General features: G+C 56.7%; 29 protein-coding genes. 26 read left to right on the top strand and 3 right to left on the bottom strand.

Going from position 1 to position 24,870, the window contains the following annotated elements; all coding sequences use genetic code 11:
• Window positions 1-12: 12 nt before the first annotated feature.
• The 26 genes from ACK6BI_RS23090 (at window position 13) to ACK6BI_RS22965 (ending at window position 20,975) form a co-directional block, all read left to right on the top strand.
• Complete coding sequence (locus ACK6BI_RS23090; RefSeq protein WP_409318877.1) at window positions 13-1,008, top strand: major capsid protein; 996 nt, start codon at window positions 13-15, stop codon at window positions 1,006-1,008.
• Window positions 1,009-1,010: 2 nt separating this feature from the next.
• On the top strand, window positions 1,011-1,331 hold the full coding sequence (locus ACK6BI_RS23085; protein WP_103368794.1) for a hypothetical protein: 321 nt from the start codon (window positions 1,011-1,013) through the stop codon (window positions 1,329-1,331).
• Window positions 1,328-1,984 carry a hypothetical protein gene (locus ACK6BI_RS23080; protein ID WP_409318876.1) on the top strand — a complete coding sequence of 219 codons (657 nt, stop codon included), beginning with the start codon at window positions 1,328-1,330 and terminating at the stop codon, window positions 1,982-1,984. Before ACK6BI_RS23085 ends, ACK6BI_RS23080 begins: the two co-directional genes overlap by 4 nt.
• Window position 1,985: 1 nt before the next feature.
• On the top strand, window positions 1,986-2,507 hold the full coding sequence (locus tag ACK6BI_RS23075; RefSeq protein WP_409318875.1) for a hypothetical protein: 522 nt from the start codon (window positions 1,986-1,988) through the stop codon (window positions 2,505-2,507).
• Window positions 2,504-3,091 carry a phage baseplate assembly protein V gene (locus ACK6BI_RS23070; RefSeq protein ID WP_409318874.1) on the top strand — a complete coding sequence of 196 codons (588 nt, stop codon included), beginning with the start codon at window positions 2,504-2,506 and terminating at the stop codon, window positions 3,089-3,091. The genes ACK6BI_RS23075 and ACK6BI_RS23070 overlap by 4 nt, the downstream gene beginning before the upstream one ends.
• A 55-nt stretch (window positions 3,092-3,146) precedes the next feature.
• Window positions 3,147-3,380: a hypothetical protein gene (locus ACK6BI_RS23065; protein WP_409318873.1), complete on the top strand. Its 234-nt coding sequence runs from the start codon at window positions 3,147-3,149 to the stop codon at window positions 3,378-3,380.
• Window positions 3,381-3,385: 5 nt separating this feature from the next.
• Window positions 3,386-3,712: a GPW/gp25 family protein gene (locus ACK6BI_RS23060; protein WP_409318872.1), complete on the top strand. Its 327-nt coding sequence runs from the start codon at window positions 3,386-3,388 to the stop codon at window positions 3,710-3,712.
• Complete coding sequence (locus tag ACK6BI_RS23055) at window positions 3,709-4,593, top strand: baseplate J/gp47 family protein (RefSeq protein WP_409318871.1); 885 nt, start codon at window positions 3,709-3,711, stop codon at window positions 4,591-4,593. Before ACK6BI_RS23060 ends, ACK6BI_RS23055 begins: the two co-directional genes overlap by 4 nt.
• Window positions 4,594-5,199, top strand: coding sequence for a phage tail protein I (locus tag ACK6BI_RS23050; RefSeq protein WP_409318870.1), 606 nt, complete (start codon window positions 4,594-4,596; stop codon window positions 5,197-5,199).
• A complete protein-coding gene (locus tag ACK6BI_RS23045) occupies window positions 5,196-6,752 on the top strand; it encodes a phage tail protein (RefSeq protein WP_409318869.1) in 1,557 nt (518 codons plus the stop codon). The genes ACK6BI_RS23050 and ACK6BI_RS23045 overlap by 4 nt, the downstream gene beginning before the upstream one ends.
• A 9-nt stretch (window positions 6,753-6,761) precedes the next feature.
• Complete coding sequence (locus tag ACK6BI_RS23040; protein ID WP_409318868.1) at window positions 6,762-7,184, top strand: phage tail protein; 423 nt, start codon at window positions 6,762-6,764, stop codon at window positions 7,182-7,184.
• A 104-nt stretch (window positions 7,185-7,288) separates the two neighbouring features.
• Window positions 7,289-8,455 (top strand): phage tail sheath subtilisin-like domain-containing protein, encoded by a 1,167-nt coding sequence (locus tag ACK6BI_RS23035; RefSeq protein WP_409318867.1) that lies wholly within the window; start codon window positions 7,289-7,291, stop codon window positions 8,453-8,455.
• Window positions 8,456-8,467: 12 nt separating this feature from the next.
• Complete coding sequence (locus ACK6BI_RS23030; RefSeq protein WP_409318866.1) at window positions 8,468-8,971, top strand: phage major tail tube protein; 504 nt, start codon at window positions 8,468-8,470, stop codon at window positions 8,969-8,971.
• A gap of 12 nt (window positions 8,972-8,983) precedes the next feature.
• Complete coding sequence (locus ACK6BI_RS23025; RefSeq protein WP_409318865.1) at window positions 8,984-9,298, top strand: phage tail assembly protein; 315 nt, start codon at window positions 8,984-8,986, stop codon at window positions 9,296-9,298.
• Between the two features lie 156 nt (window positions 9,299-9,454).
• Window positions 9,455-11,899, top strand: a complete 2,445-nt coding sequence (locus ACK6BI_RS23020; RefSeq protein ID WP_409318864.1) for a phage tail tape measure protein — start codon at window positions 9,455-9,457, stop codon at window positions 11,897-11,899.
• Between the two features lie 9 nt (window positions 11,900-11,908).
• Entirely contained in the window at window positions 11,909-12,754 is an 846-nt protein-coding gene (locus tag ACK6BI_RS23015; RefSeq protein ID WP_409318863.1) for a phage tail protein, read from the top strand.
• The gene (locus ACK6BI_RS23010) at window positions 12,729-12,935 is read left to right on the top strand and encodes a tail protein X (RefSeq protein ID WP_409318862.1); all 207 of its coding nucleotides are present in this window, start codon (window positions 12,729-12,731) and stop codon (window positions 12,933-12,935) included. The genes ACK6BI_RS23015 and ACK6BI_RS23010 overlap by 26 nt, the downstream gene beginning before the upstream one ends.
• A 90-nt stretch (window positions 12,936-13,025) precedes the next feature.
• On the top strand, window positions 13,026-13,349 hold the full coding sequence (locus ACK6BI_RS23005; protein ID WP_409318861.1) for a hypothetical protein: 324 nt from the start codon (window positions 13,026-13,028) through the stop codon (window positions 13,347-13,349).
• A gap of 59 nt (window positions 13,350-13,408) precedes the next feature.
• Window positions 13,409-14,458, top strand: coding sequence for a phage late control D family protein (locus ACK6BI_RS23000; RefSeq protein WP_409318921.1), 1,050 nt, complete (start codon window positions 13,409-13,411; stop codon window positions 14,456-14,458).
• A gap of 30 nt (window positions 14,459-14,488) precedes the next feature.
• Entirely contained in the window at window positions 14,489-15,052 is a 564-nt protein-coding gene (locus ACK6BI_RS22995) for a glycoside hydrolase family 19 protein (protein ID WP_409318860.1), read from the top strand.
• Window positions 15,034-15,576, top strand: coding sequence for a lysis protein (locus tag ACK6BI_RS22990; protein ID WP_409318859.1), 543 nt, complete (start codon window positions 15,034-15,036; stop codon window positions 15,574-15,576). Before ACK6BI_RS22995 ends, ACK6BI_RS22990 begins: the two co-directional genes overlap by 19 nt.
• Window positions 15,577-15,726: 150 nt before the next feature.
• Window positions 15,727-16,521 carry a DNA adenine methylase gene (locus ACK6BI_RS22985; RefSeq protein WP_409318858.1) on the top strand — a complete coding sequence of 265 codons (795 nt, stop codon included), beginning with the start codon at window positions 15,727-15,729 and terminating at the stop codon, window positions 16,519-16,521.
• Between the two features lie 124 nt (window positions 16,522-16,645).
• A complete protein-coding gene (locus ACK6BI_RS22980; protein ID WP_096796959.1) occupies window positions 16,646-17,071 on the top strand; it encodes a LexA family transcriptional regulator in 426 nt (141 codons plus the stop codon).
• Window positions 17,064-18,341: a translesion error-prone DNA polymerase V subunit UmuC gene (gene umuC / locus ACK6BI_RS22975; RefSeq protein ID WP_409318857.1), complete on the top strand. Its 1,278-nt coding sequence runs from the start codon at window positions 17,064-17,066 to the stop codon at window positions 18,339-18,341. The genes ACK6BI_RS22980 and umuC overlap by 8 nt, the downstream gene beginning before the upstream one ends.
• An 81-nt stretch (window positions 18,342-18,422) precedes the next feature.
• On the top strand, window positions 18,423-19,583 hold the full coding sequence (locus ACK6BI_RS22970; protein ID WP_409318856.1) for an IS30 family transposase: 1,161 nt from the start codon (window positions 18,423-18,425) through the stop codon (window positions 19,581-19,583).
• 141 nt (window positions 19,584-19,724) lie between these two features.
• Window positions 19,725-20,975 (top strand): ATP-binding protein, encoded by a 1,251-nt coding sequence (locus tag ACK6BI_RS22965; protein ID WP_409318855.1) that lies wholly within the window; start codon window positions 19,725-19,727, stop codon window positions 20,973-20,975.
• A gap of 181 nt (window positions 20,976-21,156) precedes the next feature.
• Here ACK6BI_RS22965 and ACK6BI_RS22960 read toward each other — a convergent pair whose 3' ends face one another.
• The 3 genes from ACK6BI_RS22960 to ACK6BI_RS22950 all read right to left on the bottom strand — a co-directional run.
• Window positions 21,157-23,418, bottom strand: a complete 2,262-nt coding sequence (locus tag ACK6BI_RS22960) for a restriction endonuclease (RefSeq protein ID WP_409318854.1) — start codon at window positions 23,416-23,418, stop codon at window positions 21,157-21,159.
• 308 nt (window positions 23,419-23,726) lie between these two features.
• Window positions 23,727-23,945, bottom strand: a complete 219-nt coding sequence (locus ACK6BI_RS22955; RefSeq protein WP_409318853.1) for a hypothetical protein — start codon at window positions 23,943-23,945, stop codon at window positions 23,727-23,729.
• Window positions 23,946-24,254: 309 nt separating this feature from the next.
• On the bottom strand, window positions 24,255-24,870 hold a 616-nt coding region (locus ACK6BI_RS22950; RefSeq protein ID WP_409318852.1), incomplete at its 5' end, for a hypothetical protein.

Here is a 24,870-nt window from a genome sequence, read left to right as displayed (position 1 = left end):
GGAGACTGCTTCATGGCTGACATTCAAATCTTCAACGACGAGGCATTCTCGGTGTCCTCGTTGACCGCCGCCATCAATGAACAGGAATACGTACCCGGGCGCATTGGCAGTCTTGGTCTGTTCCAGGAGGAAGGCATCACCACCCTGACGGTGCAGATCGAGAAAGACGGCGACACGCTTGCTCTGGTACCCGCGGGTGAGCGCGGCACCTCAGGTCTGGTGGTGTCGGGCAGCAAGCGCAACCTGATCCCGTTCAACACCGTGCACCTGCCAGAACGCTTCACCATCAAGGCTGATGAGATCCAGGGTATTCGCGCTTTCGGTACGCGCTCCGAGCTGCAGTCGGTGCAGGACGTGGTCAACAAACGTCTGGCCAAGGCGCGCCGCCAGCTGGACGTCACCCATGAATTCCAGCGGCTGGGCGCACTCAACGGCAAGATTTACGACGCCGACGGCAAAACGGTCCTGCTCGATCTTTATGAGCGTTTCGGTGTGAAACGCAAAAGCTTGTCGATGGGCTTTGGTGGCTCGGACGAAGACTTCCGTATCAAGTGTGGTGACGCCCTGGATTTGCAGGAAGACGCTCTTGGGAGCGTTACCCGCAGTGGTTCGCGCGCTTTTTGTGGCAAGAATTTTTGGAACGCAATGCTGAAACTCAAGGAGGTGAAGGCGACTTATCTCAACACGCAGCAGGCGGCCTCGTTGCGTGGTGATGCGCGTGAAAGCTTCGACTACGGTGGCATCACCTGGGAACGCTATCGCGGCAAGATCGCCGGGGTGACCTTTGTACATGACGACAAAGCGCTGCTGATTCCTGAGGGCGTACCGGACCTGTATATCTCGGTGTTTGCTCCTGCCGATTACATGGAAACGGTTAACACCGAAGGCGTGCCGTACTACAGCAAAATCGAACCCCTGCCATTCAACAAGGGCATGGCCGGTGAAGCGCAGTCCAACCCGCTGCACATGTGCACCCGGCCGTTGGCACAGATTCTGTTGGAAATGTAGTCATGGGCATTCGCGAGCTGATGGCCGATGTCGACGACATTGTTTTCGAAACACTGGGCGACAGCGCGCGGATCGAGGGGCGCAGCGAACCGGTGCTGGGCATGTTCTCGGCGCCCTGGTTGCAACCGCGGATAGGTCGGATGAACACCGCCATTCGTGAGCCGCGCTTCGAGGTCCGTGTCGCTGACGCCGATGGTTTGAGCAAGGGGCTGCTGGTAAGCGTGGACGTACCGGAGCTCGACGGTGGTGGAGATTACGACCTGCTGCAGCTTGAGCCAACCGGTGACGGTCTGGTCGCCTTGATTCTGAGGAAGCGACCATGAGTGTCGGCAGCTACTTCAAGCCCTCGGCCGGCGGCGGGATGATCTCCCTGCAGACCTCGGCGGCAGACCTGAAAGCCTTTCAGGATTTCGCCGCCCTGGTGCCCAAGGCTGCCGCCGCTGCTCAGCGCCGAGCCATCAACAAAACCCTGCGTTGGCTCGCCACACACATCGCCCGCGCTGTCGGCCGTCAGGAACGTATCGCCGTAGCAGCAGTGCGGCAGCGCCTGCGGGCTTACCCGGTCAGCGGGGGAGCCAACAGCGGCAAACTCTGGTTCGGCCTCAACGCCATGGAAGCCAGCCGCATCGGTCGTCCTCGGCAGAGTCGGTCCGGTGTGTCGGTGGCCGGTCGACGCTTTCAGGGTGCGTTCTTCAAGAAGGTCTACGGCAACAGCGCGGACGTCTGGATCCGTACAGCCAGCAAGCATTTCGACGCCAGTGACTACCCCGACAGCGATGTCAGCGGGGCAGGCGGGGCCAGTTCGGGTTGGATCGCCGAACACGGTAGCCGTTTTCCGTTGGCGAAAGCCAAGGTCTCGCTGGAGCAGGCGCGGCCACATTTCGAAAGCTGGATCCGCAAGGCCGACGAACAGTTGCTGCACGTCCTGCAGCAGGAACTCAACTTTGAGCTGCAGAAGCACCTGAGGGGGAAATGACGTGACCGATCAAGTCGACGAGCCGTTCAGTCTTGAGCAGTTGTATCACGCCATTGAGCGGCGTATTCAGGATCACTTCCCGGGTCTGCAGGCCGTGGCCATGTGGCCGAACGACCTGGATCGCTTACCACTGCCGGCGGTGCTGATCGAGCTGGCCGAGATGGAGCCGGGCCTTGACCGGGGAACGGGTGAAACCGGTTTGGCCTGCAAGTTCGAGGCGCGGGTGATCACCGATCCGATTCAGCCTGATCACCATCACCAGGCGGTGTTTCTGGCCGGTCATCTTGGCGCGTTACTGCGTATGCAGAGCTGGGGGGTGGCGGTCGAACCGGCCGAGTTCGTGCAGGCCATGCCGGATTGGACCAAACCCGAGTTGGACGGCTACACCGTCTGGGTCGTGGAGTGGACACAGCAGATCTACCTCGGCGACGCCGAATGGCCTTGGCCGGATCAGCCACCGGGCACTCTGATGCTGAACATCGAACCGGGCGACGGTCCATTCCGTCCTGAGGACGTGCCATGAGTGCCAGTTACGTCGCGGCACAGCACGACCGCATGCTCGCCGGCCTGGTAAAGGACTGCTATGTAGTCGCAGTCGACCTTACCTCTTCACCACCGGCCTGCCGTGTCTCGGACGGCGAGTGGGTCAGCGGCTGGGTGCGCTGGCACAGCGTTGCCGCTGGCAAGGCGCGGCACTGGCGGGCGCCCAGCCTGAACGAGCAGGGCACCCTGATCAGTGCCAGCGGCGACGTGGCACAAGGCACGTTCATTCCTGGCCTGTACGGCAACGGCGGCGCGCCGCCGGACAACCGCGAACATGTCGAAGTCTGGCATTTCGAGGATGGTGGGCGCTTGGTCTACGACTGGCTGGACAGCATTTACAGCATCACCCTGCCCACCGGAACGGTCACCATCAAGGTCGGGGCGACCCTGGCCGAAGTGACCGACAACGCCGTCACGGTTAAGTCGGGAACGATCGATCTCGAAGGGAAGGTAAATATCAAAGGGCCGGTCAATGTCGACGGGCCGCTGCACGTCACCGGGGACATCACCAGCGACGGCGCGATCCTGGACACCACCGGCAACAGCAACCACCACAAGCACTAGCGAATCTTTTCAATCCGGCCCGCCCAGTGCGGGCTTTTTCATGTCCGGAGCAATCATGGCCAAACCTCAAGACGATTCAACCACTCAGGATTCTGCCGCTGTTATCCAGCCGATCTCGGCCGCCTCGTCGCTCACTTTTCGCGACACCCTCTACACCTCGCGCACGGTGATCCTTCCGGACGGTCGCACGATTCCCGTGATCAAGAGCCTGGTCTCGGTCGAGGCGGGCGATGACATCGCGCTGAAATGCCTCAAGGCCCACCCTGAATACGAGCAGCTCAAGGAGTAGACCCGATGATCGGAATGGATCGCCACACCGGGCAGCCCATCTCCGGCATTGAGCATCTACGTCAGTCGGTTGCGGACATCCTCGGCACACCGCTGCTAAGCCGCCGCGAACGTCCGGATTACGGCAGCAAGCTCCGGCGCATGGTCGACCTGCCTATCAACGAAGGTTGGAAAAGCGCGGCGCAGGCTGAGGCGGTGCGGGCGCTGAACCGATGGGAGCCGCGACTCAAGCTTGAGCGCGTTGTTGTGGTCTCCGTCCTGGGCGGTCAAATCAATTTCAAGATCAGCGGCGAATACCTCGGTGAACGCGGCACGTTGGAGGTGTGGGTATGAGTACCCTGGTGGATCTGTCGGAGCTGCCGGCACCGGACGTGCTGGAGCCGCTGGACTTTGAGGACACCTACAGCGAAGTGCTGGAGGTGTTCCGTGGACACATGGGTCAGAACTGGACGGCCTCGCTGGAGAGCGATCCGGTGACCAAGTTGCTGGAGGTCGGCAGCTACATAAAGCTCGGCAACCGGGCACGTGTGAACGACGCGGCCAAGGCCCAGTTGCTGGCCTATGCCACCGGTGCCGATCTGGATCATCTGGCCGCCAACGTCAATCTCAAGCGCCTGGTGATCCAGGCAGCGGATCCGTTGGCCGTGCCGTCCGTGGCGGCGGTGATGGAGTCCCACGATGCGCTGCGTGAACGGGTGCAGTTGGCTTACGAAGGCCTGACCACAGCCGGCCCGCGCAACAGCTACATCCTTCATGCTCGTAACGCCTCGGCGCTGGTCGCCGATGCTACGGCGGAAAGCCCGAAGCCGGCCTGCGTCGACGTCACGGTGCTGGGGCTGGAGGGTGACGGCACGGCCGGGCCGGAGCTGTTGGCTTTGGTCGCGACGGCTGTGAACGACGATGACGTGCGGCCCGTCGGTGACCGCGTCACCGTGCGCGGCGCCGAGATCCTGCGTTACCGCGTGGACGCTGTGCTGCACATGAAGGGCAGCGGCCCGGAGAACGACGCCGCCCTCACGGAAGCGATCCGTCGGTTGGAGGGCTGGATCAATCCACGGCGCCGGCTGGGCGTCGAGGTGGCTCGGTCCGGTGTCGATGCGCAGTTGCATGTCGCCGGTGTCGGCCGGGTCGAGCTCAAGGATTGGCAGGATCTGAAACCTACGAAGGCTCAGGCCGCGTACTGCACGGGTTACACCGTCGTACTGGGAGGTTGAATGCGCAGTCTTTTACCGCTCAACAGCACTCCACTGGAACGGGGTATCGAAGCGACCTTCGCCGAGACCACGCTGATTCCGTTGCGCGCGCTGTACAACCCCGACACCTGTCCGGTGCATCTGCTTCCACATCTGGCTTGGGCCTGGTCTGTCGACCGCTGGGATCCGGAGTGGCCGGAACCGGTCAAGCGCGCCGCGATCAAGGCCTCGTTCTATATCCACAAGCACAAGGGCACCATCGGTGCTTTACGTCGGGTAGTCGAGCCACTGGGCTACCTGATCGAGGTGTTGGAGTGGTGGCAGACAGTGCCGGAAGGCGTGCCGGGCACCTTCGCCCTGAAGGTCGGTGTCCTCGACACCGGCATCACCGAGGAAATGTACCTCGAACTCGAACGCCTGATTGATGACGCTAAACCGGTCAGCCGGCAACTCACCGGACTCGCTATCAGCCTTGAAACACAGGGCGACCTGAACATTGCAGCGTCCCTCTACGAGGGCGACGAAATCGACGTCTACCCACCCGTTATGCGGGACATCGAAGTCACCGGCCGTTTCGGCGTGGTCGGACGTGAACACACCATAGACACCCTGGACATCTATCAATGACTGATGCGAATTCTCAGTTTTTCGCCATTCTCACGACTGTGGGAAAGGCCAAACAAGCGAACGCCGACGCGCTCGGCATTCCCTGGCTGATCACCCAAATGGGCGTCGGGGACGCCAACAACATCGATCCGGTCATCCCCGCTGAAGGGCAGACCAAGCTGATTAACGAATGGCGGCGCAAGCCGCTCAACCGGCTGTTCGTCGACCCTGTTAACCCGGCAGTGCTGATTGCTGAGCAGGTCATTCCGGCCGATGAGGGAGGGCGCTGGATCCGCGAGATCGGCCTGTACGACGCGGACGGCGATCTGGTGGCGGTGGCCAACTGCGCGCCGAGCTTCAAGCCGTTGCTGTCACAGGGCTCGGGCCGCACGCAGATCGTGCGCATGAACTTCATCGTCACCAGCACTGGCAACATCCAGCTCAAGATTGACCCGGCGGTGGTGCTGGCCACGCGGGCCTTTGTCGAAGCGGCGATTCTGGAAGTGTTGCCGAAGAACAAGACGCCGGGCCAGTTCACGCGGGTCAAGGTCAATGATCGAGGTGTTGTAGTGGAGGGCGACAACCCGTCCACGCTGGCAGGCATGGGAATCACGGACACCTACACCAAGACGCAGATCGAGGCGATGATTGCCCAGGCCTCGGCGTTGCCGGTGGGTGCGACAGTCGCGTTTCCGCTGGACAAGGTCGCGCCCGGTTTTCTGGAGCTGGACGGCAGCGTCAAGAGCATCGCGGTCTATCCCGATCTGGCGGCGTTTCTTGGCACGGCTTTCAACAAGGGCGATGAAGGCGCCGGCAATTTCCGCTTGCCGGATTCGCGCGGCGAGTTTTTGCGCGGCTGGGATCATGGGCGTGGTGTGGATGACGGTCGTGGTGTGGGTTCATCGCAGAAAGGTACGGTTACAGCCTTCGACAGTAATCAGTCCACAACTCCCACGGTGGAAGTTGTGGCGGCATCGGTTGCAGCGGCGCAGGCTGACGTATTTGTTGCGAGCGACTATCCGGGCGTCAAAAGGTCGGTAGTCAATACCGGGGTGTCGATATACCCTGATTTTGCTGACGCTGGTGTGATGCGCCCGCGAAACGTGGCGGTGATGTGGTGCATCAAGGCCTGGAACGCGCCGATCAATCAGGGAAACATTGATATTCAGGCGCTGGCAGCCTTAGCGACGCAGGCCACTGAGATCAAGCTCGGTACGGCCAAGATCGCTACGCAGGCGCTGATCGATGCGGGCGCCGATGACGCCACTATCGTCACACCGAAAAAGCTCCGCTGGGGATTCTCAGCAGTCTTGGCGAATAACGGTTACATCGTTTTTCCTTCCTGGCTGGGCGGATTGATCCTGCAGTGGATCGGGACGACCAATCTGGGAACTCAGGGAGCCTATTCGACGTGGGTGCTGGGCTTTCCAAATGCCTGTTACGGCGTTTGGGTGACTGGGGCTAACGGGTCTTCACCTGGCAGCATTTCATTGGGTGACAAGCAACTGACGAAATTCGCCGCGTTTTCCTCAATCCTGCCATTCAGTTTCGGTGCCATCGGTATCGGGCGTTAAGGGGGATTTATGAAGAGTTTTTACAGTCAGTCAACGGGCTGCACTTATCTGGAGGGCCTGCACGAAAGCATGCCCGCCGATGCAGTGCAGATCGATTTGGATCGGATACTTTCCGTGATGGGGAATCCGGCGCCGGGAAAAGTGCGCGGTCATGATGAGTCGGGACTGCCGATTCTGATCGATCCATCCACCGACGAGCTGGCCGACGCGGAACGAGGTTGGCGTGACGCCGAGATTGAGCGGGTACTGTGGCTGCGTGAACGACACCGCGATGAGGTGGACAGAGCGCGCGAGACGACATTATCGGCTGAACAGTTCGGCGAGCTTCTGGATTACATCCAGCTCTTGCGGGATTGGCCGGCCAGCGCCAAATTCCCTGATAAGGCGAATCGCCCAGCGGTGCCTGATTGGGTAGCCGGCCAAGCCCAATAATCGCTCCGCACTGACGGGGCGTTTTTCTTTTCTGGTATCCGCCTCACGTACACCTTCACAGCCTCGCTTTTGCGGGGCTTTTTCGTTTCTGGAGATTGACCTCTATGAGCTTTTATCACGGCGTCACGACCACTTCGGTCGATACCGGCGCACGCACCATCTCGCTGCCGTCCTCGTCGATCATTGGTTTGTGCGACACCTTCACTCCTGGACTGGTCGGCGGCGGTACCGCCAAGGCTGGTGAGCTCAAACTGATCACCACCGAGCGCGAAGCCATCGCCGCATTCGGCGCGGGCTCAGCGATCACCAAGGCTTGCCAGGCGATCTACACCAAGGCCAAGGCGGTAATCGTCGCCATTGGTGTGCCGAAGATGGACGACCCGGCGCTGCAAACCTCGGCGATCATCGGCGGCGTCTTGGCCTCCGGACAGCGTACTGGCCTGCAGGCGCTGCTCGATGGCAAGAGCCTGTTCAACGCCCAGCCGCGATTGCTGATCGCACCAGGACATTCAGCGACACAGGCTGTGGCGACGGCAATGGACGCCCTCGCGCAAAAACTGCGGGCCATCGGCATCATCGACGGGCCATGCACCACCGATGAGGCCGCGATGGCCTACGCCGATAACTTTGGCAGCCGCAACCTGTTTATGGTCGACCCTGGTGTGCAGTTCTGGGACACCGATGCCAGCAAGACCGTCGATGCGCCAGGATCGGCATGGACCGCCGGCCTGTTCGCCTGGACGGATGCGACCTACGGATTCTGGGCTTCGCCGTCGAACAAGGAGTTCACCGGCATCACTGGCACCACCCGCGCTGTCGAGTACCTGGACGGCGATGAGACCTGTCGGGCCAACCTGCTTAATAACGCCAATATCACCACGATCATCCGCGACGACGGCTACCGGCTGTGGGGCAACCGCACGTTGTCGAGCGATCCGAAATGGGCGTTCGTCACCCGCGTACGCACGCTGTTCATCCTCATGGACGCAGTGCAGGCCGGGCATAAATGGGCGGTCGACCGTTCGATCACCAAGACCTACGTCAAGGACGTTACCGACGGCCTGGAAGCCTTTATGCGCGACCTGAAGAATCAGGGCGCGGTGATCAACTTCGAAGTGTTCGCCGATGAAGAGCTGAACACGGCCAGCCAGATCGAGCAGGGCAAGGTGTTCTGGCGGATCCGCTTCACCGACGTGCCGCCGGCCGAAAACCCGAATTTCCTCTTCGAAGTCACCAACCAATGGATGACCGAAGTCCTCGAATCGGCCTAAGGAGGCCCCCTGATGAAACCTGAAGTTTTGTCCAATTGCGCGGCGTTCATCGACGGCGTCAGTTTCTCCGGCGATGTGCCAAGCCTGACCTTACCCAAGGTCGTGCTGAAAACCGAAACCTACCGGGGCGGCGGGATGGCCGGCGAGATCGAGATCCCGGTCGGTGTGGAAAAGCTCGAATCCGGATTCACCACCAACGGCGTGCGTCGTGAGGCGTTGAAGTGGTTCGGGCTGTCCGACCGCACGGCCTGCAATGCCGTGTTTCGCGGCACATTTAAGGGCCTCCAAGGCAAGGTCACCTCGGTCATCGTGACCATGCGCGGCGGTCTGAAAGAGGTCGACATGGGCGACTGGAAGGCCGGCGAAAAAGCCGAGACCAAACACAGCATGGCCTTGACCTACTACAAGCTGGAAGTCGGGGGCCGGCTGATCTACGAGATCGACATGGTCGGCATGGTGCTGGTGATCGACGGCGTCGACCAGCTCGCAGAAGAACGTTCGGCCCTGGGCCTTTAAGGAATACAGACCATGAAGCAAGACATGCAATCGACCACTGAAACGCCCCTGCCTAAATGGCTGCAACTGTCCGACGATGGCTTTCGCATCAGCCTCAAATACCCGACCGAATTGTCCGGTGTGACCGTCGACACGCTGATGATGCGCGCGCCCTGCGTGCGGGATGTTCGGGCGGCGCAGGCGGCGTCCAACGGCGATGCCGAGCAGCGCGAAATGTCATTGTTTGCTTCGCTGACCCAGACCCCCGAAGCGGATCTGATGGGACTGAAGATGGTCGACTACCTGCGCCTGCAGGCCGGTTATTTTCGCCTGGTCACGGACGAGTAAATGCGACGGCTCGACGTTGAAGCTCCTGGCCAAACGCATGGCCAAAGAGACCGGGTTCTCGGCGGCTGAGATCACGGCCATGCCCTTCAACGAACTGGTGTGGTGGCTTTCTGACTGAGCCACCGCTCAACACGTTCCGACGCATAAGGCACGTTCATGGCGAAGAACCTCGCGCTTGGCTTTGTCATTGGCGGCGCCGTCGATCCGACGGTAGGCAAAGCGTTCAAGGACGTCGAAAGCAAAATCAAACATCTGGATTCGGTCGGTAGCAAGGCCCGAGTCCTGCAGAACACCATCGGCGACACCATGCGTTTGCGTGATGAATGGCGCAAGGCGCACATGACCGGTGCCGCAGGCGCAGACAAGCTGCTGGCCAAGTACGAAAAGAACCTCGATCTGCTCAAGAAACAGGGCGTCGAGGTCGGTCGACTAAGCAAGGCCTACGCCACGATGGGGCGTGTGGCCGCCGGTGCCGAACTCAAGGCGCTCGGGCATCGGCAGATCGAGGAGGGCCGCTCGGGTCTGAAAAGCACCCTCGGCCAGGCTGGTGCGCTGACCGCTGCAGCAGCCATCCCGACCAAGGTTAGTGCCGACTACGGCGCGATCATTCGCGACATCGCGATCAAAGCCAACATTGCCAACTCACCGGAAGAGGCGCAGTTGTCCAAGACGGTGATCGAGACGTCGCGCGATACCGGCATGGCCCGCAATCAGGTGGCCGAAGTGATCAACGCCCTGGTCGGTGCCGGCATGGAGCTGGACAAGGCGTTGGCCTACGCCCCGACGGCGGCCAAGTTTGCCATCGGCCAAGGATCGGAAGGCACCGAAACGGCCAAGATGATCAACGCCTTGGGGCAGAACGCCAAGATCACTGACCCCAAAGTAATGGAAAAGGCGTTGGAAGCAATCGCCTATCAGGGTCAGGCAGGCAGCTTCGAAGCGGTCGACATGGCCAAGTGGTTCCCCGAGCTGCTGGCCGGCATGGGCAAGCTGGGCATCACCGGAATGGATTCGGTGACGCAGCTGGGCGCCATGCTTCAGGTGCAGATGAAGACGGCCGGCGGTTCGGACGAGGCCGCGAACAATCTCAAAAACTGGATGGAAAAAATCGGTTCCGGCGAGACGGTCGACGCTTACAAAAAGGCCGGTATCGACTACAAGGGCTCGATGCAGACCGGTTTGCAAAACGGCATGTCGACACTGGAATCCAGTTTTGCCCTAGCCCAGAAATACATCCAGGCCACCGATCCAAAGCGTGCCGCCGAAATGGCCAAGGCCACGGCAGCGATCAGCAAAGAGGCCGATCCCGAAAAGGCCAAGGCCATGATGAAGTCGCTGGAAGAGGCTTTGCGTACCGGTGACCTGTTCGCCGACATGCAGGTCAAAGCAGCCCTGACCGCGTACATGCAGAACAAGGATCTGTACAACCAGTTGAAAAAAGACTCGGCCGGGGCCACCGGGATCCTCGACAAGAACCTTGCCGAACGTCGACAGACGTCAGCGCAAAAGTGGTCCGAGATGGCCCAGTCCATGGACGACGCCATGCGCAGCATCGGCGATGCGATCCGACCGGTCACCGACGCCGTGGCTGACGGCATCAACAACGTCAGCCGCAAGCTGTCGGTTTTTGCCGATGAGTTTCCCCGGGTCACGCTAGGCATTGGTACGGCCGTGGCTGGACTGGTTGCGCTGAAGGGCGCTGTCAGCGCGTTCAAGGTTGGCAAGGGCTTGATGAACCTCGGGCGTGGCACCTTGATGGGCAACCCGAATATCCCGCAAAAGGTGATCGTCACCAACCTGCCAGGCGCTGGAGGTGGGCTGGATGCCGGCGATATGAACGGCGGGGAGGGCAAGAAGGGCAAAGGCGGTAAGGGGGGCGGCAGTAGAGGTGGTGGGCGCGGTGGCCAAATCACCGAAGGCATGAAAGGTCCGGTGATCTTCGCGGCCATCGACGCCGGTTTCAAGGCCTACGACACCTACCAGAATGCCGAGACTCAGGACGAAAAGGCCGAAGGCTACGGACAAGCGGCCGGCAGCCTGGCGGGCACTTTGGCCGGTGCGGCCGCCGGCGCTGCCATCGGCACCGCGGTGCCGATCATTGGCAACATCGTTGGCGGCGCGATTGGAGGTTATATCGGTTATATGGGTGGCGATCTGGCCGGCGGGATTCTAGGCAAAAAACTGTTCGGCACCGACGAGTCGCTGAAGCGAGTGCCGGACGCCGGGCCATTGATGATGGCCAACGCCGGAAAAAACCTGCCGCCGGTGATGGGCGACATTGCAAAGTCATTCGAGCCCAAGCCCGCGTCTGGTCCATTGGCTCCTGCAGCGATGGGCGATGTGGCCCGGTCGTTGGCGGCTCCCGCCGCTGCCCCCGTTCCACCGGCCCTGTTGGCCGCACCAACGCCTGTCGCCAGATCTGAGGCGCCGAAGATGGAACAACGGGTCGAGATCTCGGCGCCGCTGCACATCACCGTGCAAGGCGATGCCAAGGATCCGGCACAGATGGCGCGGGAGCTGCAGCCCTTCATCGCGCAACAAATGCAGCAGGCCACGCAGCAGCTGCAGAACCGCAAACTCTACGATGAACCGCATGTGTAAGGAGGACTGATGGCCTACATGGAGCAACTGCAGTCAGGACTCAAGCAACTGGCAGCAGCGGGGGAGGCCGGGCGGCGTAGCCTCGATGGGATGATGGGACCGGTCAACGGTGCGATTAGCGAGATCAGCGGCGCCGCCTCGGAGCTGGAAGGCATTCCATTTGTCGGTCCGGCAATCGGGGAAAAGCTGCAGCGTGTGATGCGCGGGGTGAATGCTGCCCAGGCCAAGGTCGGTCAGGTGGTGGCCACCTACAACAAGGCTGCGCGAGCTGTATCAGAGATTGATGAGCGCATGGGCCAACTGAAGGAGCAGGCTGCCCGGGCGTCGACCGCGATCAACAAGATCGCGGGCAAGATCAGCCCGTCGCTGGGGAACATCCTGCCTACCGGATCGCTGGCCGGGAACGCGACGCCGGTACCGGAAGCGGTGAAGCCGTTTCCGCACCTGCTGATCGTGCAGCCGCTGGATCCGAAGGCGGTGCCGTATTACTTCAATCTGGACACCGCCGCCTTCGATGAGCTGCGGCGCTCGACCGAATACCGCTGGGCTTCGCAGGAACGCCTGACCCGGCGACCGGCGCAGCAAGCGGTGGGCATCGGTGAAGAAAAGATCACGCTCAAGGGCGCGATCTTTCCGGGCTTCAAAGGTGGCATCAAGCAACTGGACACTCTGCGCAGCCTCGGCGCGCAGCAGCTACCGCTGACGCTGACCACCGGCTATGGTGATGTGCTCGGCACCTGGTGTCTGAAGAGTGTCGATGAAGAACAGAACGCGCTGCTGCAGGGCGGTATCCCGCGCAAGCAGGCGTTTACTTTGGAGTTTGTTCGTTATGGCGATGACCTGCAGAACGTCTGACGGGGATCTACTCGACACCCTGTGTTACCACGCTTACGGGCATCTGAACGGAACGATCGAGGCGGTGCTGGATGCTAATCAGGGCCTGGCCGATGAGCCGCAACCGTACCGCGCCGGCATCGTGATTGAGCTGCCTGATCTGCCGGCGCCCGACGACAGTGAGGTGATGTTGTGGGGTTGAGTGCAATGTCGAGCTCGATTTAGCAGGGTTTGCCCTGCCCGTCGGGCGCCGATAAGCTTGTCATTTTTGCGAATGACTAAGGCGCTCCTCATGGAAAGATCAACAGAGTTAAGGAAAGTAAAACGCAGCATTTGGGGGGAGCTCAACTACAGGCTGAACTGGATCATCTTCGGTACCATCGGTGCGATCTTCCTGGCCTTCATTCCTGTACTCGGGTGGCTCCTCGCTATCGGGGTCATGGGCGCAGTGTTATTCAAGACCTTCGGTTTTCGAGAAACCCAGCTTGTCGGGAGCTGCCCGGCATGCACCAAATCGCTACCGGTTGATCCTAAGAGCGACGTGTTTGCCTGCCCCGTCTGCCACAGCGTTATTGCTGTGGGAGAGGACAGCCTGACCATCGTCAAGATCGACTGACCAGCAGAAAGTAGAAACCACTGAGCCCGCCTTGTGCGGGCTTTTTATTGGACGAAACAATGACCCCCATCTTTCGCGTCGTGGCCGATGGCGCCGATATCACCCAGCGGATCAATGACCGCCTCCTGCAGCTGAAAACCACAGATAAACCCGGCATGGAGTCCGACGAGTTCGAACTGCGTATTGATGACCGCGACGGTGCGGTGGTTCTGCCCTCGCGTGGGGCCAGCATCGAGATCTACCTGGGCTACGCAGAAACCAGACTGACCCGCATCGGCCGCTACGTCGTTGATGAGATCGAGCTGTCCGGCCCGCCGGACACATTGGTGATCACCGGCAAGGCCAGCGACATGCGTGGCAGCGGCAAGACAACTCGCAGCGGCAGTTGGGAAAACGTGCCGTTGTCGCGGATCGTCGCCGACGTCGCCGCTCGCAACGGATGGCAGGCGGTCTGCCCAGTGCAGACCAAGGTGCCCCGCGCCGATCAGCTCAACGAATCGGACTTCAATTTCATCACGCGTCTGGCCAAGCAGTACGACTGCACGGCCAAGGTGGCCGACGGCAAGCTGTTGGTGATGCCACGTCAGGGCGGGGAGAGCGCATCGGGCAAAGCGCTGGGAACAGTGACTATCCATCGTCGGGACGTCAGCCGCTTTCAGTTCAGGCTTGGTGACCGCAACACCCACAAAGCCGTGTCGGCCAAGCACCAGGACAAGAAGACCGGCAAGCTCGCCGTGGTCACTCTCGACAACGACGAATCACCAGACGGCTTGCCGCCGGTGCACACCGACCGGCACATCTACCCGAACAAATCAGCCGCCGAAGCTGCTGCCCAAGCCCGCCTCACTGCATTCAATCGATCCACGGCCGGCGTCCGGCTGGAGATGGCAGGGCGCACTGACCTGTTTGCCGAACGATCGATCAACGCCCAGGGCTTTAAGGTCGGGCTCGACGGCGAGTACCTGGTCGACTCCGTGGAGCAGGTATTCACCCAGGCCGGCTGGAGCACGACGGTCGAGTGCAACGGCGGCAAGAAGGGCAAGGCGAAAGCCAAAGGCAAAAAGAAAAAGCCGGCGAAGGATCTGAAGGTTGTTCAGATCAAGCAGTAGCGCTGCATTCCCATAACCCAGGAGAACTCCATGCCAATCACAGAGCAACAGCTACAACGCATCATGCCCAACGCCCGCCGCCAAGCGGGCGTTTTTGTTTCTGCGCTCAATACCGCGATGATCCGCCGGCAGATCAACACACCGCAACGCCAAGCTGCGTTTCTCGCCCAGGTTGGGCACGAGTCCGGCGAGCTGAATTACGTGCGCGAGCTGGGCGGCGATCAGTACCTGAGCAAGTATGACACCGGGACTCTGGCCGCACGGCTGGGCAACACGCCCGAGGCCGACGGCGATGGCCAGCGCTACCGTGGTCGCGGGCTGATACAGATCACCGGTCACAACAACTACCTGCGCTGCAGCTTGGCGCTGTTCGGCGACGAGCGTTTGTTGCGCACGCCTGAGCTGCTGGAGCTGCCGCAGTGGGCCGCTGAGTCGGCCGCGTGGTTCTGGTGGGTTCGTGAGCTGAACGCTCTGGCGGACCGACACGAGTTCGAAGCGATCACCCGCAAGATCAACGGCGGCTTGAATGGCCTGCCGGATCGACTTCAGCTATGGGAGCGGGCGAGGGCGGTGCTATGCGCCTCGGCGAAATGATCCCGGCGCCGTATCGGTTGTTGGTCAACGCGGCGCTGCTGGCCACGCTGGTCGGCGGATCCGCTGCCATCGCCTGGCAAGTGCAGGATTGGCGCTACGGCAAACAGCTCGCCGAGCAGGCTCGCCTCCACACCGCAACACTCAATCAACTGGCCCTGGCCTCCGCCGCGCAGCAGCGCGCCGAACAAGACAAACGCCTCGCGCTCGAGCAGCGCCTGGATACCAGTGAACAAACCCATTACCGAGCCTTGACCGATGTCCAACGTAATCAAGATCGCCTGCGTGACCGTCTTGCCACTGCTGATCTGCGCCTGTCAGTCCTACTCGACGCCACCACCGATGCCGGCAACGGATCGGTGCCAACCTCCACCGCCACCGGCAGCGTGGTTCATGGCCCCACAAGAGCCGAACTTGACACAGCGCATGCTCAACGAATTATCGGCGTCACCAACGACGGCGACCGAGGGCTGATTGCCCTCGCGGCCTGTCAGGCATACGCCACAGAAGTCTCAACACCGAAGTGAAAAAGAGCGGTCGGTCCGGATGCGTCAACATCCGGATCGACCGCCGTCCCTGCAGATGGTCCCTGCAAGTCCAGCCAAGGCTCTTGCTCCGTGCACAAAGCGCGGCGAGCCTAGCACCTGTTTATCCATACAGTAAAGGTCTTGCTTTTTATGTCTACACCTATCATCCCTTGGATGGGCGGAAAACGCCGCCTGGCCGACCGCCTCCTACCGCTTTTTCCGCCTCACGAATGCTACGTCGAAGTCTTTGCCGGCGGTGCCGCGCTTTACTTCATGAAGCCTCAACCATCGCCCGTCGAAGTCCTGAACGACATCAACGGCGACCTGGTCACGCTATACCGCGTCGTGCAGAACCACCTCGAAGAGTTCGTACGCCAGTTCAAATGGGCGCTCAGCTCGCGGCAAGTGTTCGAATGGCAGAAAATGACCCGCCCCGAAACCCTCACCGACATCCAGCGCGCCGCCCGATTCTTCTACCTGCAGCACCACGCCTTCGCCGGCAAGGTCTCGGGGCAGACGTTCGGTACGGCGACCACCGCACCGGCCATCAACCTGCTGTGCATCGAGGAAAACCTCTCGGCCGCATGGCAGCGCCTGTCCGGCACCTACGTCGAAAACCTCCCTTGGCTTGAATGCGCGGAACGCTACGACCGTGCCCATACCTTCCACTATATGGATCCGCCTTACTGGCAGACCGCCGGCTACGGCGTGGACTTTCCGTTCGAGAACTACGAACGGATGGCCGACTTCATGCGCCGTTGCAAGGGCAAAGTGATGGTCAGCATCAACGACCATCCGGATATCCGCCGTGTGTTCGAAGACTTCCACTTTGAGACTCTCGACATCCGCTACACCACAGCGAATCAGCGGCAGGGGAAGGCTGAAGTCAGTGGCGAGCTGGTAATCATGAACTGGGAGCCGGTAGTGTTGGGTGGGTTGTTCTGACGGATGCTGGTTGTCATTTCTTTAGTCCCCGCCCTCCCGTTTATCCGATATTTCCTACAGAAATTGACCAAGAGCCGTTCTGAACGTTAACTGTATATTCGTACAGTATCGGAAGTCGTGCGTCATGAGCTTTTCAATCCTAGGCCCTATTGCTGTGGCCGGTCGGAAATTACCTCTTTGTCTTTTTCGGGTGCCGGCAGGTTTTCCTTCGCCGGCAGCGGATCACATCGAAACCCACATCTCGCTCGACGAAGTGCTCAATATTCGTGCCCCGCATGTTTACTTGGTGAAAATTGCCGGAGAGAGCATGCAGGGGGCAGGGATCTTTGACGGCGATTTGGCGGTAGTGGATCGTTCACTGGAGCCGGCGCACGGGCATATTGTTGTAGCGCTGCTTAACAATGATCCGCTTTGCAAGCGGCTGTGCATCCGTGGAAAAGAGGTGATCCTTCTGTCCGAAAATCCCAAGTATCCACCGCGCTACGTGCTGGAAGGCGACGAGCTTGCGATCTGGGGCGTGATCATTGGCAGCGTGCGCAGTCATGTCTAAGCGGGTGCCGGTGTTTGGCCTGATCGATTGCAACAGTTTCTACGCCAGCTGCGAGCGAGTGTTTCGTCCTGACCTGGCAAAGGTCCCCATCGTTGTCTTATCGAATAATGACGGCTGCGTCATCGCTCGCAGCTACGACGCCAAGCCTTACGTGAAGATGGGCGAGCCGTACTTCCAGATCAAACACAAGCTTAAGCAGCACGGCATCGTCCCGTTCTCCTCGAACTACGCGCTTTACGGTGACATGAGTGAACGCGTCATGACGCTGATTGAGACGATGGTGCCGGCCGTTGAGGTCTATAGCATCGATGAAGCCTTCGTCGAACTCACTGGCATCAATGATTTGGACGGCCTCGGTCGAAAAATTCGGAGTCGGGTGCTGAGTTGCGCTGGCATTCCAGTCGGGGTTGGTATTGCTCACACCAAAACGCTGGCCAAGCTGGCCAACCATACGGCCAAACGCCTTCAGGCGCAGACGGGCGGTGTCGTCAATATTTGCGACCCAACTAAGCGTGATTGGGTGCTGCGCAACACAGACGTTTCAGAGGTGTGGGGTATAGGGCGTCGAATGAAAGCGCACCTGGATACTATGGGAATCAAGAGTGCGATGGATCTGGCAAAAGCTGATCCTTGGACGCTACGCAAAAACTTCAGTGTGGTGATCGAAAAGACGGCGCGAGAACTGGCCGGCACTCCCTGTCTGGAACTCGACGAGCCCGAACCTCCGAAGCAGGAGATCTGCTGCAGTCGAATGTTCGGCACCCGGCTGACGGAGCTGGCACCGATCAAGGAGGCGGTGGCCACGTACATGATGCGAGCCTCAGAAAAGCTCAGGGCGCAAAACTCGCTGTGCAAGAAAGTGCGCGTGAGCATCCGCACCGGTATGTTCAATCCTGAAGAGGCGAAGTATGCCAATGGTGTGGTGATCGATATGCCTTACCCCACGGATGATGTCCGGCTACTGACCAGGGCCGCAGTCGATGCGGTGGATCGGGTATATCGCCCTGGTTTCAAATACAGCAAGGCGGAGGTATTGCTGATGAGCCTGTGTCAGCCAGGCGAATACACGGATGATCTGTTTGCGGCTTCTCAACCGACCGAATCTACCAGGGTGATGGCCGTACTGGATCAGATCAACGAACGGTGGGGAAGGGGGACGCTGCGAGCGGCGAGTGTCCCTAGTAGCCCAGCGTGGGCCATGCGGCGTGAAATGATGAGTCAGAGCTACACGACTCGCTTGGACCAATTGTGGACGATCAACTGTAGGTAGTAAATCGTCCGCTATCGGCTGTGGATTCAACCGGTCGACGCAACACAACTAAATTCTGTGTAAGCAGAAGGAGTGTTGCAGATGAAGCAGAGACCGCGAATCTATTACACCGAAAGCCAGAAAAAGCTGATGTGGGATCACTGGCAGAAAGGCGACTCTCTCCAGCACATCGCCCAACTATTTGATCGAAACCATTCATCGATACAGCGCATTTTGGCGGAAACAGGCGGTATCAGACCCGCTGTACGCCGCCGGTCAAGATTGGCGCTGACGTTGGCTGAACGCGAAGAGATTTCGCGTGCAGTGGTGGCAGGTAACTCGATCCGTTCCATGGCCGCGCTGCTAGGGCGAGCAGCCTCTACGATCAGTCGTGAGATCAGACGTAACGGTGGCCAAGGATGCTACCGGGCTAATCAAGCTGATCAGGCTGCCTGGGATCGCGCCCATCGACCCAAGGTCTGCAAACTTGTTGAGAACCGAACGGTGGCGCAAATTGTTGCAGACAAGCTTCAATTGCAGTGGTCACCGGAACAAATTGCCGGTTGGTTGAAGCGTACGTACCCGGACGATACGAGCTATCAGGTGTCACACGAGACGATCTATCGCACGCTCTTCATACAGGCTCGCGGGGCTCTGAAGAAGGAGTTGCTTGAGCATTTACGGCGCACGCGGGCCATGCGTCGCTCGCGCCATCACACGCAGAAGAAAGAAAATCACGGTCGAATTACTGACGCGGTATCGATCCGCGAACGCCCGGCCGCGGCTAAGGATCGGGCGGTGCCAGGTCACTGGGAAGGCGACCTGCTGTGCGGTAGCAGGAACAGCCAAATTGCCACTCTTGTTGAGCGACATACCCGCTATGTAATGCTGGTGAAATTGGACGGAAAGGATAGCGAGACGGTAATCAGCGCCCTTATCGAAAACGCCCGTAACTTACCCCAAGAACTCTACAAATCGCTGACCTGGGATCGCGGCAAAGAGATGGCTGACCATAAACGCTTTACGGTGGCTACCGACATCAAGGTCTACTTCTGCGATCCTCATCGTCCTTGGCAACGAGGATCAAATGAGAACACCAATGGGTTGCTAAGGCAGTACTTCCCGAAAGGAACCGACCTTGCGGAGCACTCGCAAGCCACACTCAATGAAGTGGCAAGGCAACTAAATAGCCGCCCTCGGAAAACGCTAGACTACGAAACACCGACAGAACGATTTAGCCAATCTGTTGCATCGACCGGTTGAATCCACAGCCAATAGCGGACGATCACCTTGCTCTGCTACCCGGCAAAAAACGACTGCTCGTACCGTCTTAGATCTATGCTGTTTCAAGCCACGATCAGGTAGACTTCAAAACGCCACTACGATGCCAATATAGGAAGGTTGATGAGCAGGAAAGCGATTAGTGAGGTGTTTACCCCTCGTAGCAGAGAACTCAACCCAGAAATGTACGTGCCTCGACCTAGGCTGGAAAAGGATCTAGCCCGTTCGTTTTCCCGGCATACTCACACCTTGCTATTTGGGGAAAGTGGTAATGGTAAGACGTGGCTGTTTAAGAGAGCTTTGACTGAGAGTAATTTTCCATACATAGCAGTTAATTGCGCTAACGCATCACGCTTGAAGTCACTCACTGCAGAGATATGTAGCTGCATAATTGAACCAGGCACTGCGATCAAGATGAAATTCAACGAAGAAAAAATGGCTGAGTTGAGTGCATATATCGCAAAAGGCGGATTGAAACATACAGGCATGTATGATGTGACTCAAGAAGAACCATTGCTTCGAGCATTCAAGCTTTTTGCCGACAGCGGAGCAAGTGGCCGAGCACAGAAAAAAATAATTGTCTTGGATAACTTGGAATCAATTTTTAACAACGATGAATTAATGTCGGAGCTGGCGGATCTCATCATTCTATTGGATGATAGCCGGTATGCCGAATGCAATATCAATTTCCTTATTGTGGGAGTGCCTAACGGTGTGCTCCAGTATTTTCGTGAAACAAAAAACTCAGAATCTGTCGCCAACCGAATATCTGAGATAAGAAAAGTAGACGGACTGGATTCTGGGCAGGTTCAACAGATACTGCGAAAAGGTTTCGCGCAGCTTGAAGTCTCTATGACAGGTCCAGAATTTGTAGAGGTCTCAAATCATATCTGGTCTATTACTCTCGGAATTGCGCAACGTGTACATGAGTATTGTGAGGCTCTTGCACACGCCATCGAAGATAATCAATGGCGTTATTCTCCAGAGCTTCTTGATATTGCCGACGAGGATTGGTTGGTTACCGGGCTGCGCCAATGCTATTCCGTAATTGAAGGGCATCTGAATAGCCGAGATACGACAGTCGCCAGAAGAAACCAAGTCATTTACTGCATTGCGCAGGCGAGTGGACATCAGTTTGATTTAAATGATATTGATAGGATAGTTAGGACGGAATTCCCAAGCACAGTTGCAAACAATATGGGAATTGGTAACATTCTTTCGGAACTCGCGTCCGGGGGAAGCCCGCTTATATCAAAAAATGACCGATCTGGCTCATACAGTATTCGAGATCCCAGATACCTTATGTGTATCAAGGTTATGCTGCGCAAAGACAGTACCAGTTCGAAAGTCACAAAGAGAAAATTTACAAGGTAATGCTAGAGACAGCTCTGATTTGAGAGGCTGCCGTTCATCAGTAACGGTAGCCCCCACAGACAATTAGCTGGCGACGTACAAATCCAACCAGAAGTCTTGTCGCACTGGCCCCGGAAATTCTTCCGGATATCAGAATTCAGCAGGAGATTCATACGCGACATGCACTCAGGCTGAAGTTCGTTTACTCGCGCGAAAATAAATCGTCAATTGGATCGATCGCAATAAAAGACCGCTCGCGCCAAGTCATGCTCTCTCTATAGGGTGTATAGCTTGGTTCATGGTCCGTCTCATAAAAATACTTATCGTAAAATCTGTCCACATTGACTAAATTAGCTACACTGTCAGCCACACTATATGAATCATTAGCTCCCAATTCAGAAGCCTTTTCATCCATTAGCTCTATAAACTTCCTGCGCGCTGACGTTTGCGAGCCCCCATCAGAAAATACTTCTGCCTCTGGAAACTCATCTTCAACCGAAGTGATTAAATAATCCGTGACCGTTTGATCGTATGCGTCATAAAGTGCTTGATTAACCACAATATCAAAGCATTTGACTAGCTGACCTAAAATCAGTAATTCGTCATAGCTCGGACCAATAGAGAACGCCCCTGACAAGAACGCCTCAACAGCTCTTTTATCAATGCCACCATTGCGCAGCGCCCATAAAAGCACTCGTGCTGACGCCAAAAAAAATCCTCCACATTCCTCACCGCCGATAAAATCAATAGCTTTTGAGAGGCCTTGGTTTGATAAGCTAAATTTCTCACCAAGTTCAGATCGTGTAATACACAATTGAGCTACAAACTCTGCGCTAGATCCAAGAAAGTTAATATCTGAAATGGATGCGAAAATATGATCTATAACCTCAGCAGCCACGCTGGATTTGATCATCTTATTGTCCGTCATGTCTTTCAAGGTCTTCAATGAAGAAAGTGTCTTCAGACTACCAAAGCACTGCCGCAAAGTCGGGGTGTTATTGGCATATCTGTTGAGTACGAAGTCACCTAGAGACGGGTTAAATAGCCGAACAAAAGGATGATTTTCGCCTACTACGAATCTCGTGAGCATCGAGCCCGATAGGTGGCGGAGGTTTAGTAGAAAATCTTTTTTCCCAGTAAGTCCGGCTGCACCTGGATATTCTAGATACCGAGAAAATGCCTCTGACAGCTCAGGCTCCTTAATCAGTCGCCCGTTCATAGCGACCAGTATTACCAAGGCACGGCCACAGTCATCTAGTTGCGCTTCGAAAGGATGCCCCCAGACTAGGGACGGATCATTCAGTAAGTCAGTTATATGAGACCAGTAAGACTCTGATGGGACACTTTCCAATCGCTGCGTATCGGTAACAAATCGAATTAAACGCGGGTTAAAATTTTTATGATCAATAATTGCTCTATAACGCCTATGCGAGTACAACTGCTCGACGTATTCACAATCCAGTTTGGAATGCCAGATATGGTTATAAAGAATTTTGGCCTTGTCGAACTGTGACAAAGATTCAAGTGTAATTTCGAACTCGTTCCGATTTATATTAGAATTATGAAAGACGTCGTTTAAAATCTTTCCTTGATTGAGAATGGTCGTTCGAGATGTCAACACAAACCTTTTTTTGGGATTTTTGACTATGCGCCTAATAAAACCCACAATCTTGGCGCCCTCATGACCTGAAAGCGCTTCCAGATAATTACGACCCAAAAAATCATCAAAATAGAAAATTTGCTTTGAATCAGGGTCATAGACTCCTTCAGCCTCCCTAATATCATCAGAAATCACCGATAAATCAAAGCCGTCTGCTACATACTGCAAAATTAGCTGCCCAGCCAATGTAGTCTTACCAATTCCAGCTGGACCTGTGATTATTACAATACTCGTAGACTCAAGCTTTTCAATGGCTTGAAGGTGATTCGCTGTAGCCACGTATTGCTTTGACTCCTCGATTAGCTCGCCAAGCTCAAAATGGCTCCGGTCATAAATTGGTTTATTAAGCATATATGCAAGGACATTCGAGCTAGCAATCCAGAGCTTATAGTGCCGTCTTTCAACATCTGGATGTTTCGCTAATAGGTCACTCAAATCCTCCCGTCCCAGTATATCTGCGGGAGACAAAACAAACGGAGAAAGCTTCTGCAGCAGAATATTTTTATCATTACGTGATAGCGAGTGAGACAAAGCTAAAATATATCTACCTGGCGACAACTTCCGAACTTTTAAAATTTCAGAATCAGCAATTGATTTAACGAGTTTTTCTAATGGGGTCGAAATCCAATGCTTACACTGGAGGATCCATTCATCCCCTTCGGGTCTAAAATAGCGCCCATCTACTCCGGCGTCACGACCGGGCTTGAATCTCTCGAATTTGACCCCTTCCCTCGCGCTCAGCAGGTCAGTGCAAAAGATTTCGAACTCTTTGTCGTTTAACCGCGAAAAATCATAATCGCTCACAAAAGCCTCGCTCAGAAGGGGACCACATGCCAGTAAAGTGCTCAGCACGAGAGTATAGATGTTGGAAGTGGCACATGAGCCATCGCAGTGAAAGCCGAAATGATGCGTGCTTTCTTGGGATTGTCGGCCGTATGACTTGGTACATTACTCCGATACAGCAATGCCATGTCGACGAACGGATTATCCAATGGGCCGCTCACGAACTTCCGCTATTGGCCGTCAGCAGTCGTGTGACAATGTCCGCTTTTGGCGAAAGCTGCCGCTCACGGAATGTCGATTTTGGTCGATTGCTGCCTGCAAAGACGATATTAGGATTGCCGTATCCGCATAATCGCATCTGTGATCGCTTTTGCATTTGTGTCTAAGGTCTCCATAGCCATCACAGCGTTATCTGCAACCACTGCCGCGCCACTGGCTGCAAGCCAAATAGCAACCTCCTCGATTGCCGCCGCCAGTGCATGCTGGTTGTGCAGGAGCAACGTCAGGGCGTCAGCAGTGGCGATATTAGAAGCTGAGTTATTTGGCATGTGATCCATCCTGGAAATGAGGTGTTCGCGAAGCCTAGCTCATGCGGCCGCACCAGAGAGGCTTAGATACCGCATGCTTAAAAATTGCTACAACGCGCAGATGATTTGAGACTTCAGCCAACCTGTTGGGGGGAGGCTGGCTACTGCGTCCAATCCATCATCGGAGCAAAACAACGGCTAACTTGGTCGATAGCTGACATCCACGGTGGGCCACCATCGGCCCGAAGCAGGTACTCACTACCGACAAAGAGAAGGTAAGATCCACCATATCACAATGATTAATGACGGCCATTCCTATGTAAGTACAAGTTACACAGGGGAGTTTAAGGCTTTGTTTCGTTTCATTCTATCGTAAATGACGCTCGCTACTACAGATGCTGCTATACCAAGAATAAAGCCTAGAATATAGTCGAGTGGCTTGCTCCACCAAGGAATAGTAGATATGCCAAAAGTTTCTCTAAGAGCAGTTTTTTGATCATCTGTTAGATGCTTTAGAGTTTGCGATTTTTCATATTCTCGTTGAATTCTTTCAGATTCTATCTGGGTCATTTCCATGTCTGATTTTATTTCTAATAGCTGATCTTCTAAACTCTTGATGTTATTAAGCGCTCCAATAACGCTCCCAATGCGCGCATCAAGATTTTTCTCTTTTTGAATGTAGGGAGTAAAACTTGTAAATAAAATTGCTAGCGTCGATAAAATAGAGATCGTGCCAAGAAATAGACTTATCTTTTCTGTTTTTTTGGATTTTCTGATTTCTTTTAACGTTACATTATTTTTTGTATTGGCAAGGCTTTCAAATGTGATGCCTTGGTATATTTTAATAAAGGTGTATCCTAGGTGCTGAAGTAATCTCTTTAAAGTGTCTTGCTCCTCCATGCTCAGCTTTGCTGAGGTTATAAGGATAAAGCCTTCAAATTTATTT

The sequence above is a fragment of the Pseudomonas sp. KCJK9016 genome (assembly GCF_046231795.1).
Taxonomy (GTDB): Bacteria; Pseudomonadota; Gammaproteobacteria; order Pseudomonadales; family Pseudomonadaceae; genus Aquipseudomonas; species Aquipseudomonas bananamidigenes.
This window is presented reverse-complemented; position numbering and strand designations above follow the sequence as displayed.